General features: G+C 52.2%; 18 protein-coding genes. 5 read left to right on the forward strand and 13 right to left on the reverse strand.

From position 1 onward, the window contains the following. Positions 1-73: 73 nt before the first annotated feature. The 13 genes from WMW72_RS00600 to WMW72_RS00660 all read right to left on the reverse strand — a co-directional run bounded on the left by WMW72_RS00600 (position 74) and on the right by WMW72_RS00660 (position 14,465). Positions 74-1,768: a S41 family peptidase gene (locus WMW72_RS00600; protein ID WP_341413465.1), complete on the reverse strand. Its 1,695-nt coding sequence runs from the start codon at positions 1,766-1,768 to the stop codon at positions 74-76. A gap of 109 nt (positions 1,769-1,877) precedes the next feature. Then, positions 1,878-3,242, reverse strand: coding sequence for a sensor histidine kinase (locus WMW72_RS00605; protein WP_341413466.1), 1,365 nt, complete (start codon positions 3,240-3,242; stop codon positions 1,878-1,880). Next, complete coding sequence (locus WMW72_RS00610) at positions 3,239-3,919, reverse strand: response regulator transcription factor (RefSeq protein ID WP_341413467.1); 681 nt, start codon at positions 3,917-3,919, stop codon at positions 3,239-3,241. Before WMW72_RS00610 ends, WMW72_RS00605 begins: the two co-directional genes overlap by 4 nt. 225 nt (positions 3,920-4,144) lie before the next feature. Beyond that, positions 4,145-4,879 (reverse strand): glycerophosphodiester phosphodiesterase, encoded by a 735-nt coding sequence (locus WMW72_RS00615; protein WP_341413468.1) that lies wholly within the window; start codon positions 4,877-4,879, stop codon positions 4,145-4,147. A 19-nt stretch (positions 4,880-4,898) separates the two neighbouring features. Then, positions 4,899-5,909: a CehA/McbA family metallohydrolase gene (locus tag WMW72_RS00620; RefSeq protein ID WP_341413469.1), complete on the reverse strand. Its 1,011-nt coding sequence runs from the start codon at positions 5,907-5,909 to the stop codon at positions 4,899-4,901. Beyond that, a complete protein-coding gene (locus WMW72_RS00625) occupies positions 5,906-6,373 on the reverse strand; it encodes a hypothetical protein (RefSeq protein ID WP_341413470.1) in 468 nt (155 codons plus the stop codon). The genes WMW72_RS00620 and WMW72_RS00625 overlap by 4 nt, the downstream gene beginning before the upstream one ends. A 32-nt stretch (positions 6,374-6,405) precedes the next feature. Continuing rightward, complete coding sequence (locus WMW72_RS00630) at positions 6,406-8,499, reverse strand: methyl-accepting chemotaxis protein (protein WP_341413471.1); 2,094 nt, start codon at positions 8,497-8,499, stop codon at positions 6,406-6,408. A 39-nt stretch (positions 8,500-8,538) separates the two neighbouring features. Continuing rightward, positions 8,539-9,585, reverse strand: a complete 1,047-nt coding sequence (locus WMW72_RS00635) for an ABC transporter ATP-binding protein (RefSeq protein WP_341413472.1) — start codon at positions 9,583-9,585, stop codon at positions 8,539-8,541. Between the two features lie 15 nt (positions 9,586-9,600). Beyond that, positions 9,601-10,455, reverse strand: a complete 855-nt coding sequence (locus tag WMW72_RS00640; protein WP_341413473.1) for an ABC transporter permease — start codon at positions 10,453-10,455, stop codon at positions 9,601-9,603. Beyond that, positions 10,452-11,294 (reverse strand): ABC transporter permease, encoded by an 843-nt coding sequence (locus WMW72_RS00645; RefSeq protein ID WP_341413474.1) that lies wholly within the window; start codon positions 11,292-11,294, stop codon positions 10,452-10,454. Before WMW72_RS00645 ends, WMW72_RS00640 begins: the two co-directional genes overlap by 4 nt. Before the next feature lie 19 nt (positions 11,295-11,313). Then, positions 11,314-12,522, reverse strand: a complete 1,209-nt coding sequence (locus WMW72_RS00650) for an extracellular solute-binding protein (protein ID WP_341413475.1) — start codon at positions 12,520-12,522, stop codon at positions 11,314-11,316. Between the two features lie 222 nt (positions 12,523-12,744). Further along, the gene (locus WMW72_RS00655) at positions 12,745-13,509 is read right to left on the reverse strand and encodes a GntR family transcriptional regulator (RefSeq protein ID WP_341413476.1); all 765 of its coding nucleotides are present in this window, start codon (positions 13,507-13,509) and stop codon (positions 12,745-12,747) included. A gap of 68 nt (positions 13,510-13,577) precedes the next feature. Beyond that, the gene (locus WMW72_RS00660; RefSeq protein WP_341414079.1) at positions 13,578-14,465 is read right to left on the reverse strand and encodes a TetR/AcrR family transcriptional regulator; all 888 of its coding nucleotides are present in this window, start codon (positions 14,463-14,465) and stop codon (positions 13,578-13,580) included. Positions 14,466-14,701: 236 nt separating this feature from the next. On the opposite strand from WMW72_RS00660, the gene WMW72_RS00665 reads away from it, so the two are divergent. From WMW72_RS00665 to WMW72_RS00685, 5 genes are all read left to right on the forward strand, one after another. Beyond that, positions 14,702-15,832: an AbrB family transcriptional regulator gene (locus WMW72_RS00665; protein WP_341413477.1), complete on the forward strand. Its 1,131-nt coding sequence runs from the start codon at positions 14,702-14,704 to the stop codon at positions 15,830-15,832. 504 nt (positions 15,833-16,336) lie between these two features. Further along, the gene (locus tag WMW72_RS00670) at positions 16,337-16,708 is read left to right on the forward strand and encodes a hypothetical protein (RefSeq protein WP_341413478.1); all 372 of its coding nucleotides are present in this window, start codon (positions 16,337-16,339) and stop codon (positions 16,706-16,708) included. A gap of 863 nt (positions 16,709-17,571) precedes the next feature. Continuing rightward, positions 17,572-18,084 carry a hypothetical protein gene (locus tag WMW72_RS00675; protein ID WP_341413479.1) on the forward strand — a complete coding sequence of 171 codons (513 nt, stop codon included), beginning with the start codon at positions 17,572-17,574 and terminating at the stop codon, positions 18,082-18,084. Positions 18,085-18,107: 23 nt separating this feature from the next. Beyond that, complete coding sequence (locus WMW72_RS00680) at positions 18,108-18,749, forward strand: hypothetical protein (protein ID WP_341413480.1); 642 nt, start codon at positions 18,108-18,110, stop codon at positions 18,747-18,749. Positions 18,750-19,211: 462 nt separating this feature from the next. After that, the gene (locus WMW72_RS00685; RefSeq protein ID WP_341413481.1) at positions 19,212-19,808 is read left to right on the forward strand and encodes a CPBP family intramembrane glutamic endopeptidase; all 597 of its coding nucleotides are present in this window, start codon (positions 19,212-19,214) and stop codon (positions 19,806-19,808) included. Positions 19,809-19,942: the final 134 nt, after the last annotated feature.

The raw sequence follows: 19,942 nt of genomic DNA on the forward strand, positions 1-19,942 counted from the left end.
ATAACCAAGGGATTGCGTCCCAAGCCTGGCTTTCTCGAAGCCGCCTCAGATGCAATCCCTTATGGACAGCAGCTTACTTCATCGCTTCCAAAGCCTGAACCGCAACGTTGAGCTCGACATCCTCACCTCGTATATACTTCGCTTCGAACGTCTGCTGATTGAAAGGAATGTTAAGATCAGGCATGCTCCCACCTTCTCCTCGATCATCGCTATCGCCTTGAATCTGCTGATTGGCGTCCAACGACCGGCCGTCCGGGAATTGCAGCAGATATCCTTCGGGCATCTCAATCTCGATGGGGCTTGTAACAACGCCGAAGGAGCCGTTCGTCCCCGTAAACCCGACTACGTGCGCATTCGACCATCCCTTGGCCAGCAGAGGCAGCCCTTCCCCGGAGCTTGCGGTCCGATGATTGACCAGAATAGCCAGCTTGCCTTGGTACGACGGTTGTGCAGGCTGAATCTTGCGGGTTTCCTGTCGATTGATCTCGAATTTCCTCGTAATCCGGCTATAATAACTGACATATTCATACAAGGCCGGCTCCTTCGTCAAGTGGCCCGCCAGAGCAGCCAGCAGATCGTCACTCCCTCCCGGATTATCCCGTACATCAATAATCAGGCCTTTGATGCCCTCCTTCTGGAACCGTTCCAATAACTCTACCCAGACTTGGCCTGGGTCAGGCATCGCTGCCCCGGGAAGCAGATATCTGATTTTCACATAACCGTATCCGTTGCTGAGGATCTCGCCTTCCAGCGGCGCATCCTCTCTTTTCAGCTTCACTTTCGTTTTGAGGAGCGTCTCGTACTGGTCATCGTAGGCGGTTAGCGTTACTTCTCTGATCTCGGCCTCGCCTTTATTCCGGTAAGCAATCCGCACCTCCTTGCCGACAGGCGCTCTAACCATGAACCGCCCCTGGTTGTACCACTTGTCCCCGTCCGTAGCCATTGGGTTTTCGCTCCATGCCGTATCGCGATAGGCTGCCTTCGCTTCCTTCCCATCCCAGGAGAGAATCTCCGCACCCAGCTTGATTCCGCTCCTTTCGGCCGTACTTCCCGGCAGAAGCAAATTCACCAGTACCGCCCCTGAATCCAGTTGAAGGGTGCTGATGCCGACACCACCGCCTGCTTCGGCTTTGAACACCGGATGGTCATACAGGTTTTCATTCGTTATTTTGATATGGCCGTCCCGGAAGGAGAATAAGTAGGCTCTCAACGTTTTGTAGTATAAAGCCTTGTTCTTGTCCTGCTCCGCCTGACGGAAGAGCGGCTCGTATGTCTGCTCTAGCTCCTCCCAGTCGATTTTCTTCCGCTCCCCGAACGGATACTCTCTGGCCAGCCGATCGTTCAGTTGAATGAACGCTTGCGAATAACTCATCTGGCCGAATGAGCTGACCGGGTTATAGCGGTTCTCTCCTGCGAACATCAGCGCAAGCACCAGGGGGGCGAGGCCGCAGAGGCCCAGCACAGCCCTGAGCACTCTGTACTTGGGAACCGGGATGCGATACACCGGCTTCCATATTTTCGTCGGCGTACATAGAAAGAGTACAGCCGTTAGCGTATAGAACGCTATCGCCAGTAAGGTAAAATCTCCGTCCAGCATGCTCAAGACGGCCACAACGACCCCAGCCCCCGGCAAAAAATCAATCCACCGGTAATACTTAGGGATCGGAACGGTATACCAGATCAGCACGATCAGATCGATAGCCAATAATATCCATTCATACACGGTCAGCCACTTGAATGCATCCACGGCTTGCTGCAACATAACCATCCTTCATTTCCTCCATTCTTAGCTTGCGCTCCAACCCAGATTAGAAGCGGAATATGAACGGAGCATGAACTCATGACAAAAAGCCCCTAAGGGGGCTGACTGTCTCTCATCAGACGGATGACGACGGGTGCATAGGGAGCTTGACGGTAACCCGCGTCCCCTCTCCGGGACTGCTGCTCACTTCGATCGTCCCCTGATGGAGATGGATGATCTGCTTGACGATAGGGAGACCGAGACCGTTACCGCTGCCGCTTCGAGAGCTGTCCGCCTTGTAGAACCGCTCGAAGATTCGGGACAGCTCCTCCGGCTGCATACCGATTCCCGAATCGGTGACCCCGACGACCCATTCTCTTCCGCTTGCGGCCAGATCGATACGGATCTTGCCCCCGTCGGGGGTAAATTTAATGCTATTTCCGATCAAGTTTAACCAAACCTGGTTCAATTGATCCTGGTCGGCCGTTATTCGGGCAGCCCGGGGCAGCTTTAGATCGATGCGGATATGCTTACCCGAGAGGAGTGGCTCGCAAGCCAGAACAATCTGCCTGAGCTGCTCGTCGAGGTTGAAGGCTGCCGACTCGAACGGATGCTGCTCGGACTCGAGCGAGGAGAGCTTGAGCAGGTTCTCGCTCAGCCTGGATAGCCGGTCACTTTCGGTGATGATGACATCCAGATACCGCTCACGGTGCTCCGCTGCAACGAGATGCTCATGCTTCAGCGCCTTGGCAAAGCCCGAGATGGACGTCAGGGGCGATTGAATTTCATGCGACACGTTCGAGACAAAATCCTGCCGCATCTGCTCAAGCTGCTTGAGCTCGCGTGCCGTATCGTTGAAGCTTTGGGCGAGAACACCCAATTCATCCTTGCGCTTTAATTTCAATTCGACTGCAAAATCACCCTGGGCAAGCCTCTTGGTGGCCTCTGTCAGTGCCCGGAGCGGGTTCACCAGGTACCTAGCCGCAACTAGAATGCATAGGCTTCCGGTCACAAGCACAAGAATCAACACCGTCATGACCAAGCGGATGATAGCCGTTTCGTTCTTCGAGGACGTCATGACAAACAGCGCGTAGCGCTTGCCGTCGAATACGAACGGAACCCCTACGTACAAGCTGTCCTCTCCTTGCACACCCGACCTGTACGGCTCTCCTCCCAGCACCTGACGCAGCGGTTCAGAAGGGATCGTCGGCGCCTCCCCGCCGTTTGTTACCCCATATGTGCGAAGTTCACCAGAGCTCGAGACCACTTGCATCGGATACGCGGATAACTGCGAGATTTTGCTCATGAAGGCGTCCAGATCTTGCGGATGCGTCTGCTCGTAGAGAGCCATCGCAGTCTCTGCTGCGGTCATCATATCCTCTTGCCCGAGGTGATTCAGCTCCTTCTGAAACAGCACGAAGCCGATGAGAAAAGACGACAGCAAACTCATGACGATGACGGCGAGAAAGGTGAGTACGACGCGGACGTATAACGTCTTCACTCCGGGCTCACCACCAGCCGGTAGCCGAGACTGCGCGCCGTCTCAATGCGAAAATGCCGTTTATCGCCCGCAAACCTCTCCCTCAGCCGCTTGATATGTACATCTACCGTCCGGTCGTCACCGGCATAATCGCCGCCCCAGATCTGGACGATCAGCAATTCTCGTGTGAAGACCTGACCGGGATGGCTGGCCAGTGTAAAGAGCAGCTCGAATTCCTTCAGGGGCAAGGTCAGCTCCTCTTCACCTCGAGTCACTTTATAGGTTTTGCGGTTCAGCACAATCCCACCGAGTTGAATCGTCTTGGAAGCCGCGATCCGAGCACGCTTCAGCAGCGCTCTCACTCTCATCACCAGCTCCATCGGATCGAACGGTTTGGCCAAGTAATCGTCAGTTCCGAGCTGGAACCCCTTCACCTTCTGCCCCGCTTCTCCCTTGGCTGTCACCATGATGATCAGAATGTCCGGGTCCCGCCTCCGGATTTCCTCGCATAAATCCCAGCCGTCCATGACCGGCATCATGATGTCGAGTATGATCAGATCGATAGTCGCCTGTTCGACGATAGCAAGCGCCTCTGCGCCATTCTTGGCCTCTACGATATCAAAGCCTTCATTGCGCAAATACAAGCTCATTAATTCGCGAATATGTGCATCGTCATCCGCAATCAATAGTTGAGTCATAGAATGGGCTAGCTCCTTCTAAAGCCTCAAGCTGCATGCAACCGATGGCCGGCAGCTTCCGTCCGTTGGCGTTGTCATCTTTAAGCCCATCATACCGCAAGGACTGAGGAAATGAAAAGCTAAACCCCGCATGCTTTCTTGTACCCTAAAAAGCACCCGATCACATAGATCGGGTGCTGCAGAGGACGCTTCTTTGTAGACAGTAGGCGTGTCGGTTTTATACGGTTAAGAGATCCGCTCCCCCGCAAGCTGGAGCACACCGGCCAGCGTCTGTACCTCTCTCGTCGTAATCGCATCGACGCCCATACGGACGAGCTTCTCCATAGCCGCAGCTTCATTCACTGTATACACCCACACCACTAACCCCGATGCATGGGCAAGCTCGACAAGCTCCTGTCGGCAGGTGGACGCATTCAGATTGAGACCGTAATAGCCGAGCTCCAGAGCCGTCTGGCATACGGTACGGGCATACTGTGTGTAAGACGACTCAGCTGAGAAATCCACGGTGATAGGGGCGTTGTACAAGACGCGGATCGACTCGTAGCGTTTGGCTGTTCCTTCGCTGCAGCCGGTTACGAACACCCGGTCCGCCATCCCCAGGGACAATACAAGCTGTAGAGCCGGATCGATGGCATCCTGGCTTTTCATATCTAGATTCAACTGAACGCCATCTCCTCCAGTTAGCCGAAGAACATCCTCCAGACGCGCAAGCTCATAGTCCTGGTACGATGGGTGGAGCTGCACGCGTTGTTCCAGCTGATTCAGTTCCTCATAGCTATACTGCTGCAGCAACGGGGAATCGTCATGCAACAGGACAGCTACACGATCCTTGGTCAGCCTAATATCGACCTCAACAATAGCTGCTCCGGATGCTATTCCTTCCTCGAAGGATGCCACGGTGTTGTCAGGAGCCTGGCCGCAGCCGGTATGGGCTGCAATCTTGGGTACATTCGCATGCATGGATTCGCTCCCCTTTCGCCTACTGGAAATAAATCGGGTTCGTGAACGCTATCATCGTCCGGCAGTGAGCGATGCCTCCATGCAGCTCCGCTCGAAGCCAGCTCAGTCCCTCCGTCTGGATGGGACAAGACACCGTCAGGCTGGATGACACCACGGCCAGCTCGGCGATCCTACCAAGGTTGCCTACGAGGACTACCGTCATGTCCGTATCCGTCAGCTGCCAGTGCTCTGACCGCTCGGACATATCCAGCTTGACCGTCGCTTCCCATGCGGATTGAGCATGCGGAGCAGGCACCTCGTCCCCGATGCCGTAGGTGCTGCCATTCCCTTGGGAAGCTAAGCCTAGCAGCAGCAGCGGCCCCATCGTGACACTGACCGTCCCCTTCGCGATCGCTTCTACGACCTGACGGTCCTGGACGGTGCCAGAAGCCTCCTCCGGCTCAAGCTGCAGGTATGTGACAGCTACAGGGTCTGACGGCTTAACCGCAGAGCTATGCCAGTCCCGCCCGCATACGCCCGTGATCCGGTATCCCTGATTGAGCAGGTCCGTCCACATGCGGAAGGCTCTCTGGTTGCTGGTCAGCATGGACGGAAGCGTATACGACCATACTTCAATATAGTCAATGTCATGCCAATCCGCAATCTCATATTCCCAATAGCAGCCGGTACAGAGCGGGCTGCCCGCGCGGAACGGGTGGGCGATACCGACAATCCCCCCTTGCTCATGAACGCGCTCGATGCCCTTGTGAATCTCATCGATCCCCAAATCTCTCCAGTCCACATAGCGAGTGATCCCCATCACCAGCATATGGCCGAAGAACGTCGTCCACTCCATCCCCTGCACAATATGCAGACCCGTGGACTTCTCGACCGCTTGGCGGTCCAGCAGCGGGGACATCGTATTATGATCGGTCATCGCGATTCCACGAAGGCCGATATCTTTGGCGCTTGCGGCCAATTCCTGCAGCGAATGCTCGCCGTCGCTATGAAACGTATGCGTATGCAATTCGTAAGGCAGCCAGCTTCTCATAATAAGTCACCATCCTCTTGCCAGACCGTAAGCTTGAACTCGCAGCTTTCGGTTACGATGGCGTGAAGACTTAGCGTAACCGTCCACGCTCCGGCAATCACCGGTCCGGGCATCAGCCCGGGCGACGCTTCGTGCGCCGAGACGGACAAGCGCTGTGAGGCGTCCTTGCGATGGCAGGCGCCGCGGAAGCCGTCAGGATCGTCGAGGGACACCGTCAGCAGGTTGCGCAGCGGATAATATTTGCGCCAGCCGTCCTCTGTCACCGGCTCGCTCCCTTCATTGTACTTGAACAGACTGGTGCGGATGATCTCCTTGGACAGTTGTTCATCCTCCAGAAGGGTGGGCGAATAATCAAACAACAAGTGCAGCTCCCGGCCATTCGGAGCTACGTCAAACGTAAACCGGCGGTGAGTCTGCGAATCAGCAGTCGATAACTGCCCTTCTGTCTGAAAAATAAGTTTCATAGTATCTACCTTCTATATTCAAAATGATGCGGCTAAGTTTGAAAATGGCTCAGCGATTCCTTTAAGCTGCGGGACATTTCCTTCAACCGCCCGGATAAGCCGACCAGGCTGCCGCTGACCTGGATCTGACTCTCCGTCTCCCCCGCCACCTGCGTGGTGGAGGCTGATGTCTGCTCCGAGAAGCCGCTGACGCGCCGCATGGCTTGGGCTAGTAGAGACTGAGACTGCTGCAGCAGTCCGATCGAGGCAGCCACGCTATCCAGATGCAGGATGAAGGCTTGCGTCTGCTCGCTGACTTGTCCGAACAGCGTATCGGTTTGTTTCATCGTGCGAAACTGTTCCTGGAACAAGGGCTGCGCCTCCGAGATCACCTGTACCGTCTCTTCCATGTTCTGTCGAATCTGGCCGGCGATGCGGCCAACCTGCTCGACCGACCGGTGGGAGTCCAGGGACAGCTTGCGGATTTCGTCAGCGATTACCATAAAGCCTCTACCATGAACGCCGGCCCGTGCCGCTTCGATCGAGGCATTGATGGACAGAATATTCGTCTGCTTGGTCATGCCCTGCAGCACCGTGACGATCTTGGCTACATCCCGTGTGCTTTGCGTCAGCTCCGCCACCCGCTCCTGCATGGTCTGCGTCATCGCTTCCACCTGCCGGTTGCTTCGCACAACCTGCTCCATATAACGCTTGCCTTCCTCGCTGACACCCTGCACAGCTCGGGCCGAATCCTCCATCAGCCTATTCTCGGATACGACCTGCTGCATCTGTCCGGCGACCCGCTCCGTCATCTCGCTCGTCTCTGCGGCTTCCCGGGCTAACAAATGCGTCGATCCGGCTATCTGGGATGCCGTCTGCGAGACCTGCCGCGCAGATTCCGTGGTCTGCTCCGCTCCGCCGAGCACCTCCTCAGCAAGCATCCAGACATGCCTCGCGGATTCATTGGCTTGTTCTACCAGGGTTTGGATGTTCTGCATCATCTGATTGAAGCTTGTTCCCACCCCGCCGATCTCGTCGTTTCGCTCAAAGTGAACCCGGATCGACAGGTCACCCTCAGCGCCCCGTCTCATCATGTCCTCCAGCACCCGCAGCGGGCGTCCAATGAAACGAATCACATACACGCCGAGAGCGCCTGCGGCCGCGGCCGCTATAAGTACAATGACCAGCGTGACCTGGAAGACGCGATTGGCTCCGGACAGCACCTCGGCCAGCGCGATCGAGCTGACGACGTACCAGCTCAGTCGTTCGTCTGTCGCCTGATCGAAGACGACGAGCTGACCTTGTCCAGGGCCGCTTCGTGAGATCACAGAGCCAGTCTTCTGCCTCTTGCCGGTCGAAGCATCCACCGGTATGTCGGGCATGACGCTGCCGCTTCCTTCGGCTCCGGCAGCAAGCACCGTTTCCAGCTGGGCGTTGACAATGCTGTTGCGGCCCGTCTTCCCCAGGTTAATGGTATTCAGCTGCTGTACGAGCGAGTCGGTTTTGATCTGAACCAGCAGGTAAGCGATCGTCTGCTTCGTCAGCGGGTCCTGGATCGAACTGGCTAATCCGAACGCCACGCCATCCTGGGACGTGTCCTTGGGCTCGATCCAGCTTATGCTTTGCTTCTTCTCGTGCAGCTCCCGATACCACGGCTGCCCGGCCGCGCTGGACTGGCCTTGCTGCTGGGAACGGTTATGGGTTCCGACCAGCGTCATCTCCCGGCCATCCGGCTCGTACAGCCCGATCAGATGCAGAGTAGAGTCACGAAACAGCGTATCTTCGAACCTGGTTTTCAGCTTGTCCCACTGCGACTGCCTCTCCATACTGCCTGGAGCCGCATCGCGGTACAGCCGGATCGTGCTTTGAAGCTCATTATCTATAGCAAATTGAAAAGCGAAGGTTTCGTAGCGCTCATAGACCATATCCAGCTTCTGTCTGGCTTGTATAATCATCTGCTGCGAAGCTGACGCCACCTGATCCTCGATCATGCGGCTGGCGATGCTGAATGTTCCATAACCGGCGAGGGAAACGAATAACGTAATGCACACAAAGAACAAGATAAACAATTTGCCCCCGACCGAATTCCAGCCCCATCGTCGCCGAATAGAGGCAGTGATCGTCTTCCAGCTTGTCAGCAGATTCATCGCGCGTATGATCTCTCCCTTGGCTTGACTTAACGGGCGTTAGCGGACAGCGGCAGCTTCGTTATCGAACCAGTATGCCCGCTCCTCCGGCACACTGACAGAGTAAGTTCCAGGGTCATACAGCTCCTGCGCATCCACGAAGAAGGTCTGACCCTGTGCCATCGCCATGTATCGGTAAGCCGAGCCGATAAATAAATGCTCCTTCACTTCGGCGTTGAAGCGGAAGCATCCGTCATGATACGTTACGCCGGGCAGCGAGGAGGTTCCTGCTGCGTCAGGCTGGGACTGTGCGGGAGCGGACTCCAGCCGGGCATCCTCCGAGCGCAGCACCAGCTGCCTCTGCCTGTCGCCATGCTGGACCTTGAGTGTATGACTCTCCCCCATGAATTGGGCGGAGAACAAAGTCTGCGGACGGTAATACACATCCTGTGGTGTACCGGCCTGCTCGATCCGCCCGTCCTTCATGATCACCACGTAATCGGCCATGGACAGCGCTTCTTCCTGGTCATGTGTGACATAGAGCGCGGTGATGCCGAACGACTGCTGAATCGCGCGTATTTCCACCCGCAGACGCGACCGGACCTTGGCGTCCAGATTGGACAGCGGCTCGTCCATCAGCAGAAGATTCGGCTCCAGGACCAGCGCTCTGGCCAGTGCGATACGCTGCTGCTGTCCCCCGGAGTAATGCTGAGGCTTGCGTTTGCGGATATCCTGCAGCGGGATCTCGACCCGGCGGAGCACTTCCTCCACTTTGTGCTCGATCACGCTTTTGCTGTTCTTGCGGATCTTCAAGCCGTATGCGACATTATCGAACACCGACATATGCGGCCACAGCGCGTAGTTCTGGAACACCATCGTGGCTCCCCTGTCCCGGGAAGGCGTCCGCGTCACGTCCCGCTCCCCGAACCGGATCGTCCCCGAGTCGATATCGTGAAAGCCCGCCAGCGCACGCAGCAAGGTCGTCTTGCCGCAGCCGCTCGGTCCGACGATCGCCGTGAAGCCTCCCTGGGGCAGGGCGAGCGAGATATGCTCGATGCCCCGGCTGTTGCCGTATTGCTTCGTTACGTTCTCCAATCGGATTTCCATTTCTATACGTTCCCCCTATACCCTTCCGAAAGCGGCCATATATTCGGATTTCATAAACCGCTGCATCAGCAGCAGCAGAATGATGCCCGGAAGCATCAGTAAGAGTCCTGTCACAGATGCCGTCTGCATCTCATACCCCATCGCCGAGTTGTACATGAAGACCGGCATCGTCGTCAGGAACGGTGCACCGATCAGCAAGCTTCCCGTAAACTCATCCAGCGAATAGAGGAAGACCAGCAGCGAGGAGGCGATGATTCCCGGCAATGCGAGCGGCAGCGTGACCGTGAAGAAGGTTTGCAGCCGCGACGCGCCCAGATTGACCGCCGCCTCTTCGAGCGAGACGGAAATGTTCTGAAACACCGATACCATCGTCCACACGGAGAATACTAGCGCACCGACCAGATGAATGAGCGTCACGCCGGTCAGCGTGCCGACGAGATCCCACTTATACATCAGCACCATGGCATTCGTGAATACAGGCAGCTGTGGGAACGCCTGCGGCAGCAGGAAGATAAGCAGCAAGATCGACTTGCCTGGAATTTTGTAACGCGCGATCAGGTAGGATAACGGCAGACACAATACGATGCTGATCAGCGTGACCAGGAAAGCAATCCCGAAGCTGAGCGAAAGCGAGTGCAGCATCTTCCCGTCAAATACCCGCGACCAGTACAGAAGCCCCCACTGCTGGGGCAGCGTATGCGGCCAGAACCACTTCTCGGCGAACGACCAGATGACCAGGCTGGAGATTGGACCCAGAATCAGAAACAACGAAAACGCATATATGACAAAGCGAACGACCATCCGTCCGATACTGCCGCTTGTACCGGATACGCGAGGCGGCGCCTGCTTCCTTTCCACGTTGGCAATCATGACTTGGCCACCTTCTTCACATAGTAAATCGCAGCACCCATCGAAGCGATATACGAAACGACGCCAATCGCATTGGCAGCACCCGCATCATGACGATACACAAGCTCGTAATACAGATCGATCATCAGCATCTGGCTGCCTCCGCCATCTCCCAGCATCGCGGGAATGGAGAAATTCCCAATCATGGAGGTGAAGGTCAGAATACCGGCCACGCTGATCGTGCCCCAGGACATCGGAATCATCATGTCCTTGATCAGACGAAAACTTCCGGCGCCCGTATTGCGCGCCGCCTCCAGATAACTGGAGTTAATGCCGCGAAAAGCGCCCATGACAAGCAGCAGAGTCAATCCGATATTTTTCCATACCAAGGCTACGATCAACCCGCTCGTCGAGAAGGCTACGCTGGGCAGCGAATCAGGGTTGAACAGCCCCGTCGAGGCGAGCAGTGAGTTCAGCGTGCCGTGCGGCGCGAGGAATACACGCATGGCATGACCGACGACAACGAACGGGACAAACAACGGAATTTTGAACAAAAATTCGATAAACGGATCGGCCTTCAGTCTGAGCCAGCCGGCCAGCAGGGACGCCAGAGCCAGCACCAGTACCAGGGAAACCAGGCAGATGACGAGCGTGAACACAATATCACCATAGTAGGTTCCAATGACATGCGTATAGTTCTCCGATGTAAAGTTGTGCTTATCGTCCTGGAAGCTGCCTATCAGCGAAGAGAAGAACGGATAGACGAACAACACCACAACAATCAGCGTAGCTGGTGCGACCATGGTCGCACCAGCCAGCCATCGGAGTATGGAAGACGCCGCAGCGCTTTGTTTGGGCACCTTCTCCACCCTCTCGGTATTAGTTTTTCTCGTAGGCAGCTTGCAGCTTACCGAAGTAGTCGCCTATCGGAAGCGATTGTCCGCGCTTGTTCAGATCTTCAGCCGTGATGGACTTGAATAGCTTTTGCTTGCCTTCCGAGCTGATCTTGGACAGCACGACATCGGCGTTGATCCCCGGGTACCAGCTATACCGCTCTACGATCACCTTGGCTTGAATATCAGGCGAAGTCAGGAAATCCGCATATTTCAGAGCCGCTTCCTTGTTCTTCGCGTTCTTCGGAATCACGACATACATCGGCTGGCCCGGCATCCCCGGGTCGATCATCTTGAGGTTGAAGCTCGGGTTCATCCGGCCGTCGGTGATCCATTGGTAGAACATATCGACCCAGACCGGTCCCATGTCAATCTCGCCGCGGTTCAGCATGTCCAGCGTGCCGTTGTTGCCGTTCGTATAGATAACCGGCAGCGACTTAAGCTGCTTCATGATATCCGGCCATTTCTTCTCCAGCTCGGCATTGTACGGACCTTCTGTCAATGTCTTATAATCACCGGACTTGGCGTACGTGTAGGCTGTCGCGAACGCCACGCCGCTCATACCGTTCTTGATGCCGTTATAGCCGAAGCGCTTGGGATTGGATTGAATCCACTTCTCCAGCTCTTCGAAGTTTTTCGGAACGTCCTTCACCTTCTCAGGGTTGTAAGCGAGGGCTACCTGGCTGTGGTAGAGCGGGATCACGTAGCCGTCTACATTCGTTCCGAGGGAATTTTTGCTGTCGCCGGAGACGACCGCGCTCTTGTTGGCGGAGTTCGGCACCCATTTCTCCAGCAGATCGTTATCAATCAGGGACTTCATCATACTCTGGTGGACAATGGCAACATCGATGTCCCAGTCCTGCTTGCCGGCATCCTTCTGTGCCTTGAGCTTCTCGAAAATCTTCTGCGAGCCCGCATCTCCCGGACCTGTACCGACCACATTCACCTGAGCATCGGCATAGGTTTTCTTCAGTTCGGGAATGACGTGCTTCTCCTGCAGCTCCGTCATATTCGTGTCGCCGGCGGTGGCCAGGTTCAGGCTCATCTTCACTTCCTTAGCGGGCTTGTCCGCCGGAGCCGTGCTTCCGGAGGCTGCCGGGGCGCTGCCCGTCTTCCCCTCTTGAGTACCGCAACCTGCCATAAGCGTGACGACCGAGGTACAAACCACCAAGCCATGAAGCCATTGTTTTCTCATTGTTTCTTTCCTCCTGATCCTGTTTGGACTGAGCCGGATCATCCGCCGGAACGCCGGTTAGATGTCTAGACTTCAACTATCTCTATCTTGCAGGAGAAATGTTAGCTGTGTATAAAGCGAGTGTAAATGTTTCATGAAGAGTTGTCTAGACATCATTGTCAAAGTGAGAAAACTGCATAAAAAAACACCCGCTGTGATAGCGGGTGCCCTGCGGGGAACGGTTCATCTGAACCGCTCCACCCAAAATTGAAAGACATCGTTACGGAAATAATCGTATGCATAGAAAACCGGGAAATGATTCATATCGAAATGCGTTTGCTTCATCAGCAGCACCGTCGTCTGCGGATGCACGAGCAGCGCCTGTACGCGCGGGTCGGATTGCAGCGGTACAACCAGCTCCGTATGGCTTCTCTTCACCACGATGTTCAGCTCTCGCTCCAGGAACCCGAACAGGGAGCCGCTGAATGGCGTGTCCCCGAACGCATGGCCCACGACCGCCTGCGGCAAAATATAGGTCGAGGACATCACCGGCTCCCCATTGGCCGTGCGCACCCGCTCTATGATTACGACCGGATCGCCAGGCTGTATATTTAAATGGGTCGCCCATTCATCCGTACAGGTCCCGTATCTGATCTGCTGCTGCTGGTCGCCTTCCAGATGGCCGACGGCTTTGAGCATTTCACTGGTTGACTGCAGATTCGAAATATCGCTCGGGACTTGCTTTAATTGACGAATGACGAACGTACCTACGCCGTGCTGCACGCGGAGCTTGCCTTCCTCCTCCAGCTTCTTGACGGCCGCCCGGAATGTTTCCCGGCTGACCCCGAATTTACTGGCCATCTCCGGCTCGGAGGGAAAGCGGTAACCCACCTCGAGCGTACCGTCCTCAATTTGCTTCTCCAGCTCTTCTTTGATTTGCATGTATCTGGGGTACACCATCCGGACTTCCTCCTTGACCCGCCAACTCATATCCTTCGTTCCGTCCATAATTATAGGCGATGAGTGAATAGATAAACAAGCCTGTCTTATAGAGGCTTCATACCCAGCCCCCTGAACTACTTCACCATAAGGTTCAACTGCCTGACATAAGACCTAAGCTCCACCTCGGTCTCGAGAAAAGTCATGTACACACGCAGCAGTGTGCGATTAGGTGCCGCCCGTCCCAGCTCCTCTCGAAGCAAGGCGCTCACTTCCAGTAGCTCCTGACGGGTATCATCGGCCCCCGGCAGCTCTTGGATTTTGTCTATAACCGCCTGCAAGAACTCATCTATCGTCCGCACCTTCGTACCTGGATCGATGGGATTGATATGGTTGAAATAAGCCGTCGTTTCATTCAGAACCGGCTGGGGCTTCCGGACCAGCATATCGCGGACAAGTGCATCGATCCGCTCCACGCAGAAGTGGGCCAGTTCCGCCATCGGAAGCGCAATCACCTGCTGGTGTGCGTAGGTGATATATTCTCTCTGCTGCCCTCTGAATAAGGCCACCAGGTCCCAGATATAGGTCTCGATCTGCTCCCCATAGGCTTCATGCAAGCAATCCCGGTGCCAAGTCAATAGCGCGGCCCGCTTCTTCTTCCAAGCCACGATAAACTTCTCATTATGGATGATGGGGAGCTCTCTAAACTCACTCATGAAAAAATAATTCTCCAACATGTACTGGAGCTGGAACTCGATCTTGCGCCGCAACCTCTCCATAGGAGGCGCTCCATCCCGGGAATGATCCAGCTCTCTGGCTTGCTCGAACATCGTGCGGTGACAATCCTCGAACACCGCCGTGAATAAATCTTCTTTAGATTCGAATACTTTATAAATACTTCCCTTGGCCATGCTGCAGGCATCGGCGATATCTTTCATGGATGCCGCGATATAACCTTTCTCTATAAAAACAGCCTTAGCTGTATGCAGAATTTGCCTTCTTTTCAATTCTTCGAGTTCTTCCATGAGTTTCACCCCTTCATTCCCTCCTATTCTGACATGCTGCCGGGGTGTGGTCAATAAAGGTTGACATCAAAAACCCAAGGGTCATATAATGAACTCATAAGTTCTAGGGCCTGTGCGACCCAATCGGTGATTTGTTACCACGGCGGTGTATGCCAAAGGCGATTATCCATGCGCGTATCGAGGAACTGACCTCCAGCCTAAACTAGACTGAGACAATCGAAAAGAAGTGATGAAGCATGAGAGAATTCCCTTGGCTTCCGGAGAAAGCAAGGCAGCTCCTGTATTCGGCCATCCTTGCCGTTATCGGCGGGTTCCTTGTTCAATGGATACATGGACCTATTCCCTGGCTGCTCGGGCCTATGCTGGCCGTGTTTCTCGGGGCGAGACTGTTCGGCAGCTGGAAGCCCTATTGGCCGGGGAAGCTGCGGGATACCGGTATGATCATTGTCGGTTATATGCTGGGACTGTCATTTACCCTGGACACCTTCCGGCAGATCGGCCAGCAGCTGCCCTCGATGATTCTGCTCACTGCGCTGCTGCTGCTCGGTTCGTGCCTGATAGCTTGGCTAGTATCCAAGCTATCAGGTATGGACTTCCCCACCGTCATGCTTGGCAGCATTCCTGGAGGCCTCAGCCAAATGATCGCCTTGGCTGAGGAAATGAAAGGGACGGATCTGACGGTTATCACGTTTTTGCAGGTTTCCCGGATCATTCTGATCGTATTCTTTGTTCCTACGCTGATTTTTAGTCCGTTATTCGGCTCGCTCCATCATGCGGCACCAGGCCTTGGTTCAGCGCCGGCGGCTGGCTGGGAAGGATTGTTCCCTCACATCCTGGTCTATGCAGTCGCCTGCACCGGATGTGCGCTGCTCTGGAAGAAGCTGCGCTTCCCGACCGCCTTCCTGCTCGGACCGATGGTTGCGACGATTATCATCCATCTAGCGGGATGGTCAGGGCCTTCGCTGCCTCCATCGCTCGTGAATCTGTCTCAGCTGCTCATCGGCGGCTACCTCGGACTCATGCTGAAGCCCGAACAGTTGACAAACAAAGTCAAAATTATCGGCTTGGCTCTGTTGAGCGGGATAGCCTTGTTGACCTGCTCGCTTGGGCTCAGCCTCCTGCTTTCTTACCTGCACCACGTGCCGGTATCGACGAGCTTTCTAAGCCTTTCTCCCGGCGGCATGGATCAGATGGGGATCATCGCGAAAGAAGTTCACGCGGATCTTTCCTTTGTCACCTGCTATCAATTGTTCCGAACCTTATTTATTTTCCTCGCGGTGCCTCCACTGCTCAAGGTTATCTTCAAATCCAAGCTGGCAGCCTCTACGGCTGATGCGACCCTTTCACCGAAAGAAAAAACCGGCTGAGTATAACGAAAAAAAACGATTCTCACCCGAGAATCGTTTTTTTTTGCATTGTTTCTGAGAATCCCAATTGGAGCCTGTGAACTCCAAATTGAGCTTTTGAATCTAAATATTGGCAAAATGGTGAAATTCCATTACACTCTAACATGTGTTATTTAAAAAAATCACACATCTTCCTGGCGTTATCCCCATCAATAGAGTTATATACAACATGAAGAAAGGATCTGCAATGTGAGTATAACCTTCTATCTCCTGACGTATCCCTTGATGTGGGCAGCTCTTTTAGCCGTAGGACTGGCCTTATGCAGACTAAGAGTGACCGATTTTATAGCGCAGTGGCTATTATCCATTGTCCTGCTTACCTTGTTAGCTGCCGTCGGACAGCATTATCAGAAGACCCTATGGCTAGGCATCCTTCAACCGTTAACCATACCTTTGTGCTACTGGCTTATTTTCAAGTTTCGTTTTGTCCATGCTTTTCTGATCGCCTTGAGTACCTTTGCAAGCATGAGTATATCCGAGTTGGTTATCAATTGGATGATAGCCGGATTTCAATTGGAACTCGCCAAGGACATTCAGCTCAGCAATCCTATGCCCTCCTTCGTGCTCATTCTTTTCTATCACGTAGGGCTTTATTTCTTGCTGCATAAGCTGAGAATCGGCTTTACCTTTCCAGCGCCGTCTCCCACTTGCCCTTCCAAGCAAGGGAAGTATAGTCGTATTTGGATCTACCTGGGGGTAGCGCTTATCTTCTTCCACTCCATCCTCGTCATGAGCGTCTATAACTCCAGCCGGCTGCTCATTCCGTCGTCGCTTCTATGCATCGCGACTTGGGCTATCATCTTGTATATGAGCTATCGCAGGGAGATGGAAGATTAGTTGATAAACAGGAGCATGTTTGATGACGCTTACCGATTACACTCTTTACTATCCTGTGATGTGGGTCGGACTTTTTTCCTTTGGGCTGGCCTTGAGCCGCATGCGAATATCCTCCTATAAAAGGAAAATGCTTCTCTCAGTCATCCTTCTAACTATCTTGTCGGTCACGGTGCAGCATATACTCGAACCTGGCTGATCGGAATCTTTGGATTCGTTATTTTCTCGCCTTGTTCAACTTCTCTCTTTATTTTAACACTCGGTGGTCGCCTACAAATTTCTTTTCTTTTCTCGTTGCTGGATTATAGTTCTCGCTCAATCCTATCGGGAGGAAATGAAATATTAATTACACAGACGGACAGGAGTAAGGAACCGTGACTCTCATGGATTATGTTATGGTGTATCCCATCTTATGGGGCGGACTGTTGGCCTTTGGATGTGCCTTATTTAGGATGAGGGTAACTGCTATATGAGACCAGTCCTTCTGTCCGGCACCTTTCTGTGGATCGTATCCGTTACTGTACAATATTACAAATTAGCCTACTTACTCGGTATCTTGGTGCCCATCTCTTTTACTTTGTGCTTTTGGTTGATTTTCAAATTACGCCTATTTCACGCATTTCTCGTCGCCCTGAGTCTTTTTACCAGCGGAGGCATATCTGAGCTCTTGTACAACAGCCTGGCGGCTGGGTTTCACTTTGAACAGGCACTCTTCTATCAACAAAACGATCTGGCTTATGTCTGCGTCCTTATGGGGCTTCATCATATGGGATTGTATGCCTTGCTGCATAAACTGCGCTCTCTGCAGACTGCGAGCCTCGGATTTCAAGGAGCAGTTGCTCTTCTCCATCATACCCCTGACGGTGATGGCTGTTGTCGTACAGTATTATCAGCAGGCCCATTGGTTTGGAATTTTACAACCGGTAGCCTTAACCCTTTGCTACTGGCTCATCTTCAAATTCCGGCCCTTTCCTGCGCTTCTAGTTGTTTTAAGTGCTTTTGCCAGCGGGGGCATATCGGAGGTGCTCATCAACTGGATGATAACTGGGTTCCATCTGGAGCAGGCTATTGCCATCCAACTGACTGACTCCTCAACCACGGCCCTAATTTTGATTTTTTATCATACAGCCCTTTATTTCCTTTTACATAAGCTGAGACTCAGCTTCACCTTTAAAGCCCCGTCCCCATTCTTAACCTCTGCCCAAAGGAAATATTCAGGTGCTTGGAGGTATCTGGCAACCGGATTTGTTTTGCTTCATTTCTTCATGACTTACGCCTTGTATCAATACAAGCCTCTGCTCGTTCCAGCATTGATCTTATGCGTATTGATTTGGTCCGTTTTGTTATTTTTATCTTATCTCAGGGAAATGGAAGATTAGCAGAGAATTTGGAGAGATGTTGGATGACAATTATAGAATACATCCTGTATTATCCGGTGTTATGGTCTGGATTGTTTTCTTTTGGACTAGCTTTAAGTAGAGCGAGGGTATCCGCTTATAAAAAGCAACTACTTCTATCTGTTATGCTTCTAAGCATCGTATCGGTAATGGGGCAATATTTTGAACTAGTTTATTTGTTCGGGATAGTTCTTCCTATATCTGCTTCCTTATGCTTCTGGCTGATATTCAAGTTCCGCCCATTTCATGCAATCCTGATTGGTCAGAGTGTTTATGCTAGCGGTGGCTTTTCTGAAATTTTGTACAATAGTGTGGCGGCGGGCTTCCGTTTGGAACAAATGCTGTACTACTTGCAAAATGACATAGCCATGGTAGGTATTCTTATAGGTTTGCAACATATGGGCTTGTATGCTCTGCTACATAGGCTGCGACTAGGCTTTACCTTTATTTCGCCTTCTTTGGCTAACCATAAGACAAGGTATCCTAGGACTTGGTTCGTACTAGCCTTAGGCATATCGTTTTTGCTAGCTATGATCAATATTTCCGTCTACTTTACCAGTAAGCTATTGATCATAATTTTAATTGTGCATACGGTATGCTGGCTTATCATTCTATTTCTTTCCTATCGGAAGGAATTAGAAGATTAGAGGAATGATCTAATGATTTCAACATTTCTCATGGCTTTACACAACTATATCGTATATCTGATTCTCCACAAAGTACGTTTGGGCTTTACTTCGTTGCTCCCTCTGTGGTAATTCAGTTAAACAAAATAAATTTTCACGCACTTGTTTCATATTGACTTTTGGACTTTTTTTCCTCCTCGCCCTATTTAATATTAGTTTGTATTTTTCTAATCATTTACTGGTTCCTGTCGCTGTTTCATTTACATCATGTTGGGCTATTGTGCTGTTTCTTTCGTATCAGAGGGAACTAGGGGACTAGGAAAAAAATGATTTTCCGATTGTTACTTATGGCGTAAGTCAATTTTTTTTACACATTCTAATAATTTCTTTAGTAAGACTATTTATTTTGAATGAAACCTCTTATAAAATAAGTACTAGATTGAAGAAAAGCTTACTATTTCAATAAAGAACATGAGGCATCAGATGCAGATTAAACATGGAATTAATTTAAAAAAACAAGAGATGTGGATTCTGATTATTTTTTTTATAGGAGGAATCCCTGGAGTCTCGCTTGATAACAAGGTTTCACTCACTCTAATCCCGTTGCTAGGAACCGCGTCAATTATTTGGCTTCTAAAAAAAGAATGGCTAGCCTATGATTTTAATCTTTTAAAAAGTGGTGCGCTCTATGTGTGGGTTGGCAGAGGTATAACATACTGCATACTTGTACAAGCATTTTTTACAATAATCTTTGGACTGGAAAGCACATCTGCAGAAAAAACAAGCTTTCACTATGTTATTATGCCTGTTTATATTGTTACTGGGGCTATCTTGGAAGAAATCGTCTTCAGAAAGATACTTCTAAAACTATCTAGTTATCCACCTTTCTGGTTAAATGCACTAATTTCTTCGTCCATCTATGCGGCTTATCACTTCACCTTGTCTCGATTTATTTCCTTCTTGGCTGTAGGACTCATACTTTGTGTAATTTACAAAAAGTCAGGCTCGATAGCCGCACCAATTATTACCCATATTGTGATAAATATACTTGGTTTAATAGCAATGACTCTCCGCAATTAGCTTTACAGAAAGAGCTAGCTAAAATCATTCGACAAATTTCTACTTGTGCACCTAATCTTTGTGTATTAAACTTAAATTAAAATGAACTTATGTAACTATACTTTAAACCCAGAGAAAGCAAATAATATCACATA

The sequence above is a fragment of the Paenibacillus filicis genome, assembly GCF_038070315.1.
Classification (GTDB): domain Bacteria; phylum Bacillota; class Bacilli; order Paenibacillales; family NBRC-103111; genus Paenibacillus_G; species Paenibacillus_G filicis.